This window comes from Paraburkholderia heleia NBRC 101817 (assembly GCF_000739775.1).
Lineage (GTDB): Bacteria > Pseudomonadota > Gammaproteobacteria > Burkholderiales > Burkholderiaceae > Paraburkholderia > Paraburkholderia heleia.
Genome location: NZ_BBJH01000067.1, coordinates 20,584 through 28,657 on the forward strand (window position 1 = coordinate 20,584; position 8,074 = coordinate 28,657).

At 66.1% G+C, this 8,074-nt stretch carries 7 protein-coding genes and 1 pseudogene; 4 read left to right on the top strand and 4 right to left on the bottom strand.

The window, feature by feature from the left end:
• Positions 1–10: 10 nt before the first annotated feature.
• The 4 genes and pseudogenes from BHE01S_RS39415 to BHE01S_RS39420 form a co-directional block, all read left to right on the top strand.
• Positions 11–943: an aminotransferase class IV gene (locus tag BHE01S_RS39415; RefSeq protein WP_245639951.1), complete on the top strand. Its 933-nt coding sequence runs from the start codon at positions 11–13 to the stop codon at positions 941–943.
• Entirely contained in the window at positions 933–2,123 is a 1,191-nt protein-coding gene (locus tag BHE01S_RS34850) for an aminotransferase class I/II-fold pyridoxal phosphate-dependent enzyme (RefSeq protein ID WP_042272859.1), read from the top strand. Before BHE01S_RS39415 ends, BHE01S_RS34850 begins: the two co-directional genes overlap by 11 nt.
• Positions 2,124–2,197: 74 nt before the next feature.
• The gene (locus tag BHE01S_RS34855; protein ID WP_052406241.1) at positions 2,198–2,515 is read left to right on the top strand and encodes a hypothetical protein; all 318 of its coding nucleotides are present in this window, start codon (positions 2,198–2,200) and stop codon (positions 2,513–2,515) included.
• Positions 2,516–2,658: 143 nt separating this feature from the next.
• Positions 2,659–2,946 (top strand): annotated as a pseudogene (locus BHE01S_RS39420) (MFS transporter); the annotation flags it as partial.
• Between the two features lie 57 nt (positions 2,947–3,003).
• On the opposite strand, the gene BHE01S_RS34860 reads toward BHE01S_RS39420, so the two are convergent.
• The 4 genes from BHE01S_RS34860 to BHE01S_RS34875 all read right to left on the bottom strand — a co-directional run bounded on the left by BHE01S_RS34860 (position 3,004) and on the right by BHE01S_RS34875 (position 8,051).
• Positions 3,004–5,313: a xanthine dehydrogenase family protein molybdopterin-binding subunit gene (locus BHE01S_RS34860; protein ID WP_042272861.1), complete on the bottom strand. Its 2,310-nt coding sequence runs from the start codon at positions 5,311–5,313 to the stop codon at positions 3,004–3,006.
• The gene (locus BHE01S_RS34865) at positions 5,310–5,777 is read right to left on the bottom strand and encodes a (2Fe-2S)-binding protein (protein WP_042272863.1); all 468 of its coding nucleotides are present in this window, start codon (positions 5,775–5,777) and stop codon (positions 5,310–5,312) included. Before BHE01S_RS34865 ends, BHE01S_RS34860 begins: the two co-directional genes overlap by 4 nt.
• Positions 5,774–7,138, bottom strand: a complete 1,365-nt coding sequence (locus BHE01S_RS34870; RefSeq protein ID WP_245639952.1) for a c-type cytochrome — start codon at positions 7,136–7,138, stop codon at positions 5,774–5,776. The genes BHE01S_RS34865 and BHE01S_RS34870 overlap by 4 nt, the downstream gene beginning before the upstream one ends.
• 223 nt (positions 7,139–7,361) lie before the next feature.
• Complete coding sequence (locus tag BHE01S_RS34875) at positions 7,362–8,051, bottom strand: type 1 glutamine amidotransferase domain-containing protein (RefSeq protein WP_245639953.1); 690 nt, start codon at positions 8,049–8,051, stop codon at positions 7,362–7,364.
• Positions 8,052–8,074: the final 23 nt, after the last annotated feature.

Genomic DNA, 8,074 nt, shown 5'->3' on the forward strand with positions numbered 1-8,074 from the left:
TCAACCTGACGTGGGGCGCATCGACGGCCTGACCTACCCGCACGGCGTCGCCTATATGGCCGGGCGTTTCCTTCCTATGTCTGAAGCGCGCGTCTCGGTGCTCGACTGGGGCCTTCTGCATTCCGACGTGACGTATGACACCGTGCACGTCTGGGATGGCAAGTTCTTCCGCCTGGACCTGCACATCGAACGCTTTCGCCGTTCGCTCGCCAAGCTGCGTCTTGCCGTTTCCCACGACGACGACACTCTGTGCGACATTCTCGTCGAGTGCGTGCGGCGCTCGGGGCATCGTAACGCCTATGTCGAGATGCTCTGCACGCGCGGCATTTCACCGACATTCAGTCGCGATCCGCGCGAGGCGCTCAACCAATTCGTCGCGTTCGCCGTCCCGTACGGTTCGGTGGCCAATGCCCGCCAGCTCAAGGACGGCCTGCATTTGCATCTGATCGACAGCGTGCGGCGCATTCCGCCCGAGTCGGTCGATCCGCAGATCAAGAATTATCACTGGCTCGACCTGGTGACCGCGCAGTTCGCCGGTTTCGACGCCGGTGCGGAAACGGTTGTCATCAAGGACATGGACGGGAATATCGCCGAAGGCCCGGGATTCAATATTTTTGTCGTCAAGGACGGCACGCTGCACACGCCCGAACGCGGCGTGCTGCATGGCATCACCCGCCGCACGGTATTCGACATCGCCGCGCAAGAAGGCCTTTCCGTGAACGCCGGCGCGGTGAACGAAACATTGCTGCGTGATGCTGACGAGATCTTCATTACCTCGACCGCGGGCGGCATCATGCCAGTCTCACGTCTGAATGGCACGACGGTAGGTAACGGTCGGCCGGGCGAGATCACCCAGACGATCTTCCGCATTTACTGGACCTGGCATAACGATCCTGCCTACACGCTCGCGGTCAACTACGACGGAGTCGCTCATGCTCGATGAGGCGTTGCGCACCCGGCTTGACGCGCGGCAGCAAGCGCTGGCGACACGTCACGCCGCCAAGCACGAACTGGCGATCACGTCGGCCCAGGGCGGGGTTGTGGCCGCGCGAGCATCGCCGGGCGGAAAGACGCGCGATTACGTCAACCTGTGCGCCAACAACTACCTGGGGCTCGCGAGCGACCCGCGTATCGCGGAGGCCGCCATCGAGGCAATTGCGCGCGTTGGCTTCGGCATGGCATCGGTGCGCTTCATCAGCGGCACGCACGAATTGCACTGGATGCTCGAGCGCCGGCTGGCCGCATTCCCCGGCACCGAGGCCTGTGCGCTGTTCCCGTCGGCGTTCGACGCCAACGGCGCCCTGTTCGAGGCGCTGCTGGACGAAGGGGATACGGTCGTCTCAGACGCGCTCAATCATGCGAGCATCATCGACGGCATCCGCCTGTGCCGGGCAGGGCGTAGCCGCTACACCAATCGCGACGCCGCCGCCGCCGCGCACGCCTTGGCTGCCGCGTCCGACGACGGGGCGCGGCTGCTGGTCACTGACGGGGTCTTCTCGATGGACGGCACGCAGGCGCCGCTGGCCGCGCTTGGAACTGCGTGCAGGCAGCACCGCACGCTGCTGGTGATGGACGATTCGCATGGTATCGGCGTGATCGGTAATACGGGGCGCGGCACCGCCGAGGTCCAGCAACAGATGGCGGCGGTCGACCTCTATGTCGGCACGTTGGGCAAGGCCCTCGGCGGGGCTTCGGGCGGCTTTGTCGCGGGTCCCGCCGTCACGGTAGACACCATCCGCCAATTCGGCCGCCCCTATCTGTTCTCGAACGCGCTGATGCCGGCCATTGCGGCGGCGTCGATCCGCACGCTCGACCTCATCGAGCAAGGTGAGATCGACTTCGCACGACTGGCCGCGATGAGCACGTACCTGCGGCGCGCCCTGGCCGAAGCCGGCTACGACGTGATGCCCGGTGAGCACCCCATCGTGCCGGTCATGTTCGGCGACGCAGCGCGCTCTCAGGCGGCGGCGTCTGCGTTGGCCGAGTGCGGCGTACTTGCCCAGTCCTTCTCGTATCCCGTGGTTCCCGAGGGTGCGGCCCGCCTTCGCCTGCAGGTCTCGCTTGCCCTGTCCGACGAGGATCTCGATCGCGCGTTGAGCGCGTTCCGTTTGATGCGCCGCTGAGCGCCCGGTGCACGACGCGGCCTCGTCATGACGTGGGGCGTCCTCCTTTCCCCTTCTCTTTCTCGGGTCCGACCATGAACACGCATCCTTCCCGCGCGCATGACGCCTGGCTTCGCCCCGGCTCGTCCGTCGCAACCGCACCGGCCCGCGCGCGGCGGGCCGTGGTGGCGGCATCGCTCGGCAATATCCTGGAGTGGTACGACTTCGTGCTGTATGCATACTTCTCCCCCCAGATTGCGCAGCACTTCTTTCCGGCGGCCAGCGAGGCCACGTCGTTCCTGGTCGCCACCGCCACTTTTGGCGTGGGTTTTGTCGCGCGGCCTCTGGGGGCGACCGTGCTCGGCGCCTACGGTGTGACCGGGCCGGCCGCAAGGCGGCGTTGCTGTGGGTGATCGTGCTGATGGCAATCGGCACGGCGCTGATCGGCCTGATGCCCGGCTTCGAGACCGCCGGCGTGGCCGCCTCGGTGTCGATCGTCATCGCGCGGGTGATGCAGGGCTTCGCGCCGGGCGGTGAATGGGGTGGTGCGACAAGCATGCCGATCTACCTGACGCGTACGCTCGGCCTGCCCGCGTCGCAGGCGCTCGTGGCTGCAAGCCTGCAGATCGCCTGCTTCATGGTGCTGTCGCCGGTCGTGGGCCATCTCTCGGACCGCTGGGGGCGCCGCCCCGTGATGACGGTCGGCGCGCTATGTGTGTTGCTGGGCACCTATCCGCTGTTCGCCTTCATGGCGGCGCATCCGCAGCTCGGTCCGATTATCGGCACCGTGTGCGTGCTGGCCATCTTCATGGCGATGCTGACCGGGGCGGCGCCCGCCTGGCAGAGCGTCGCAAGCAGGTCGCGAAAGGGTCGCGACAAGCGCCGCGAGGCAGACGTCATGTCAATGCCGCTCCAGCGCCGCCTTGAGCGCCGAAGCCCGCATCGGCAGATGGCGCATCCGCACGCCGACTGCCGCGAAAATCGCATTGCCGATCGCGGGCGCCACCACGGTCGTCGGCGGCTCGCCCAGCCCGACCGGGGCTTCGGCGCTGTCGACGAACGCAATGTCGATGTCCGGCACGTCGGCCATGCGCAGCGGCGTGTAGGTGTCCAGATTCAGGTCTTTCACATTCCCTTTCTCGAATTCGGTACCTTCGTAAAGGGCCATGCTCAATCCCCACAACGTGCCGCCCTGCGCCTGGGCTAGCGCCCCGTCGGGATCGACGATCGAGCCCGCGTCAATTTCCACCCACAGCTTCTGAACGCTCACGCGGCCCGTTCGCCGGTCCACCTTGACCTCGGCGACGCATGCGCACCACGTCGGCATCGCGCGCTCCTGGCCAAATGAGCTGGCGATGCCGAGGCCAGTATCGGCCGGCATCGCGCGTCCCCAACCGGCGCGCGCCGCCACGCGCCGGATTACATTGGCCTGGCGCAGCGCGCCGCCCACCGAACTCGGCGCGACGCCGACGTTGCGGCCAGCGGCCGTGAGATGCGCGACGCGCAGCGCGACGGGATCGACCTTCTGGGCGTGTGCGACCTCGTCCATAAACGACTCGAGCGCCCAGTTCGTCCAGCCCGGCGCGACCGCGCGCAGCCACCCCGGACGGAAGCTCTTTTGCGCGAGATCGTTGTTCACGGCGCGCACCCGCAGCGCGTCGACGTCGTACCAGTGATCCGCGCCCGAAATCGAGAACGGGTCATAGGACACGCCGTTGGTGCCCTTCTGCATGTTCCCCGGAAACACCGTCAGGCTCGGCCAGCCCGCAACCGCCACGTGCTCCATCGCGACGATCCTGCCGGCGTCGTTCCATCCGAGCCGCAGCCGCTGCAAGGTCGGCGAGCGCAGCGAATCGAGCCGCGTGTCGTCTTCCCGCGTCAACACCATCTTGAACGGACGACCGAGCAGCTTCGCCGTCAACGCGGCCGGCACGGTGTAGTCGCCGTTCAGCCGGCGGCCGAAACCGCCGCCAATCAGATAGGTCCGCATGACGATGCGCTCGACCGGCACCTGAAGCGCCTTCGCGAGGACCGGCAGAATGAAGCCCTGCGCCTGATTGCCGGTGTGAATTTCGAAGACGCCGTTCTTCTCCAACGCAACGGCATTGACTGGCTCGAGCTGAAAATGCAGCACGCCGGTCGTGGTGTAAGTGCCTTCGAGCGTCTTGCGGGCGCTCGCGAGGCCGCCGTCCACGTCGCCGCCGCCCGTGTCGAGCAGCGCGCCCTGGTGGCGATCGGCAACGAGCGCGGCAGCGTGATCAAGCAGATCCTTCTCCGACACCGTCGACGTATCGCCGCTCTGCCACTGCACCTTGACGAGGTCCGCCGCGCGCAGCGCCGTGTAGTAGTTCTCCGCGACCACCATCACCCAGCCGGGCACAGTGTCCGAGGGATCGTTCAGCGCAATGCTGCGCAGATACCCCTTAACGGCGCGCGCGGCACTGTCGTCGATGGCGACCACCTTCGAGCCGTAGCGCGTGGGCGGCAACTTCGGACGCCCGTAGACCATCCCCGGCAGATCGACGTCGATCCCATAGACCGCCGCACCGGTGGTCTTGGACGGAACGTCGAGAGCTTTGACCGGTCTGCCGATCAAGGTACGACTGGCCGCCGGTTTGATCGGCAGCGCTTTCAGCTCGTCGGCCGAGAAGCGGCGTGCGGGATTGCCTCGGCGTACGATCTCGCCATAGCCAATCGAGCGGCCGCGCGCGTGAACCGCTCCACCACGGGCAACACAGGCCGCCGCCGGTACGCCCATCAACTTCGCCCCCGCTTCGATCAGCGCGATACGGCCAGCGGCTCCGGCGCGGCTGAACACCGGGAACGTCGCCCAGACCGACGTACTGCCGCCCGTCACCATGAAGCCCCACTTCGGGTCCGTGTCGACGCCCACGATCCTGACCATGTTCCAGTCGGCTTCCAGCTCGTCGGCCAGGATGCGGGCGATCGCCGTGCCGATGTGCTGGCCCATCTCCGCCTTTGGAACGTTCACGGACACGATGCCCTGATGATCGATGCTAAACCACACCGCTGGTTCGAACAGCGCCCCGGCCGCTCCGGCGGGGTCCGCATGCACATGCACATTGGCGGCCGCATCCAGCGCGAACGCCGTGCGTGCAAAGCCGAACAGCGCGCCCGTCGCGGCCGTCGCGACGAGAAAGGAACGCCGGGAGAGATTGACGGCCATGCCGCCCTGATGGACCCGGCTCATGCGTCGTTCCCCGCCATGTCCCGCGCAGCCTGTTTGATCGCCTCGCGAATGCGCGTGTACGTCATGCAGCGGCATAGGTTGCCGGACATCACCGCATCGATATCCGCATCGGTCGGCGCGGGGAAGTCCTTGAGCAGCGCGACCGCCTGCATGATCTGACCGGACTGGCAGTACCCGCACTGCGGTACCTGGAGGTCTCGCCATACGCGTTGCACCGGATGCTGGCCCTGCGGATCCAGTCCTTCGATCGTCGTGATCTCCGCCCCTTCGACTGCACCGAGCTGCGTCACGCAGGAGCGTGTCGGGCGGCCGCCGACATGGAGCGTGCACGCGCCGCACATGCCGATGCCGCAGCCGAACTTGGTCCCCTTGAGTCCGACCTCGTCGCGGATAACCCACAACAGAGGCGTTTGCTCGTCCGTCTCGACGGTCATCGGACGGCCGTTGATGCGAAAACGTGTCATCGAATCTCTCCTGGTCCTGCATGACGGATCGCGGCGACCTGCTTCGCCAGATTCGGCCACGGCGCCTTCTCGGTGCGTGTACTGCGCAGATAGGCGGCAATCTTCGCGACGTCTTCGTCCGTCATGCCGCGCGCGAAGCCAGGCATCACGACGCCGCTCGCCCCGTCTTTCGCATCGATGCCGTACAGAATCACGCGAATCAGATTCGAAGGGTCGTCCAGGTACACCGCACTGTTGAGGCCGAGTTCCGGCCGGATGGCGTTCACGCCGGGTGCTCTGTTGTAGTGGCAGGACGCGCACGCCGATACGAACAGGCGGCCGCCCGCATCGCCGATCCGTTCGCGATCGTGGGCGTCGGCGTCCAGTGCTGCGCCCACCGCCGAAGCAACGTGGCCGGCCCTCGCGTCGCCGTTGCCAAGCGACTCGACGTAGGTCACCAGCGCCTCTTGATCGTCCGGATCGAGCGCGCCCAGTTCCTGCGTCACCGACGCCATCGGCCCGGCCGCCGTGCCGTGATAACGGCTCACACCTGTCGTCAGGTAGTCGCGCAACTCCGCGGACGTCCACGGCACCGGCGCGGGATTCGCCGCAGTCAGGGCCGGCGCGAACCATCCGTCGACCGCCGCGCCCTGATACAAGCGGTTCGTCAATTCCTCGCCGAGCGGCCCTCGCGACGTATGACAGGCCGAACAGTGGCTCAGGCTCTCCGCCAGGTAAGCGCCGCGATTCCAGCGCGCCGATTGGTCGGTTTGCGGCTCGAACCGCCCCGGATGAAAGAACAACAACTTCCAGCCAGCCTGGAGGGAGCGAATCCCGAACGGAAATGGCATCTCGTTCGGATGGTTCTCCGCATGCACCGGCTCGCGCGTCATCACGAACGCATACAGCGCGTGCACGTCGGCATCCGACAGTTTCGTGAAGTGGTCGTACGGGAAAGCGGGGAACAGATGGGAGCCGTCGCGCGCTACGCCTTCACGCATCGCACGGCGAAACGCCTCTTCGGACCAGCTCCCGATGCCGGTTTCGCGGTCCGGCGAGATATTGGTCGAGTAGATCGTGCCGAAACCGGTCTTCATCGCGTAGCCGCCGGCAAACGGCTTTGCGCCCGCCACCGAGTGACAGCTCGCGCAGAACCCGGCGGCGGCCAGTTTGGCGCCCTGCTGGATCAGCACGGGCGAAAAGCTCGACGGGTCAGGCGTAGCCACTTCGCGAATGGCCGGTCGCCATGCGAACGCGGCGAATCCGACGAGACCGACGACGAGCACCACGATCGACCACGCGACGATCCGTTTGAAGCGACCCGCCATGCGGCGCGATGAAACCGGTCCGGCTTGCGGCAGCGTATTTTTGTCTCTGGACATGGGCTCTCTTTCCAGCCGTTGATATGTCCACCGAAGGACGCGCCGGCAGACGAACAAAACAGGACTGACTCCCGCTTCGCGCGGCGTCAGGCACTTGTCCGCGTCTACGTTAAAGGCCGCCCATTGCCCGGTCCATGTCGAATAGTCATGGTTTTCCGGTCATCGGCAGCGCAGTCGGCGCGACGGGGCGCAATGCGCCCCGTCGCAGCCATCGCAGACGAACTCAGTTCCTGCGGGCCTTCAGTTTCGCCACGAGGACATCGCCGAATTCCGGCGCCGACATCGGCTGCTGCCCCGTGATCAACTCGCGATCGACGATGACATTGCTGTGCCAGTTGGCCACCGTGTCGACGTGGGCGCCGGCTTCGGCCAGCGCGTTCACCGGATAGAACTGCACGTTGCCGCCGAGCCCGTTCGGACCCTCGAGCTGCTGTTCTTCGCCCGTCGAGAAAACGGTCATCCGGTAACCGGCATACGGCCAGCCGGCCGCGAAGGAATTCGCCTTGCCGTCGTTGGCGGCCATCGATGCAACGAAGGCATCCGGATCGTGCAGCGTCGACAGCAACACGATCGGCCCGTGACAGATGATCCCGGTGGGACGGCCGCTGTCATGGAAGCTGACCAGGATCTTGCCGAGATTCCGGTCCTTGAGCAGGTCGGCCATCGGCGCATGGCCGCCTGGGATAAACAGACCGACGTAACCGCCGGTCCCCTCGGAGACGACCGATGCCAGCGTCTTCGGATGCTTCAGTTGCGCGATGCCTTGTGCGTATTTCAGTGCTTCCGCACGCGCCGCATCGTCGCCGCCGAAAAACAGCTTGTTGTTCGAGTTCGCGTCCATCACCGGCATGTCGCCGTTCGGATTGGCGATCACCGGCTCGTAGCCTGCCTCGACCAGCTTGCGGTACGGCACGACGAATTCGTTGAGGTAATAAC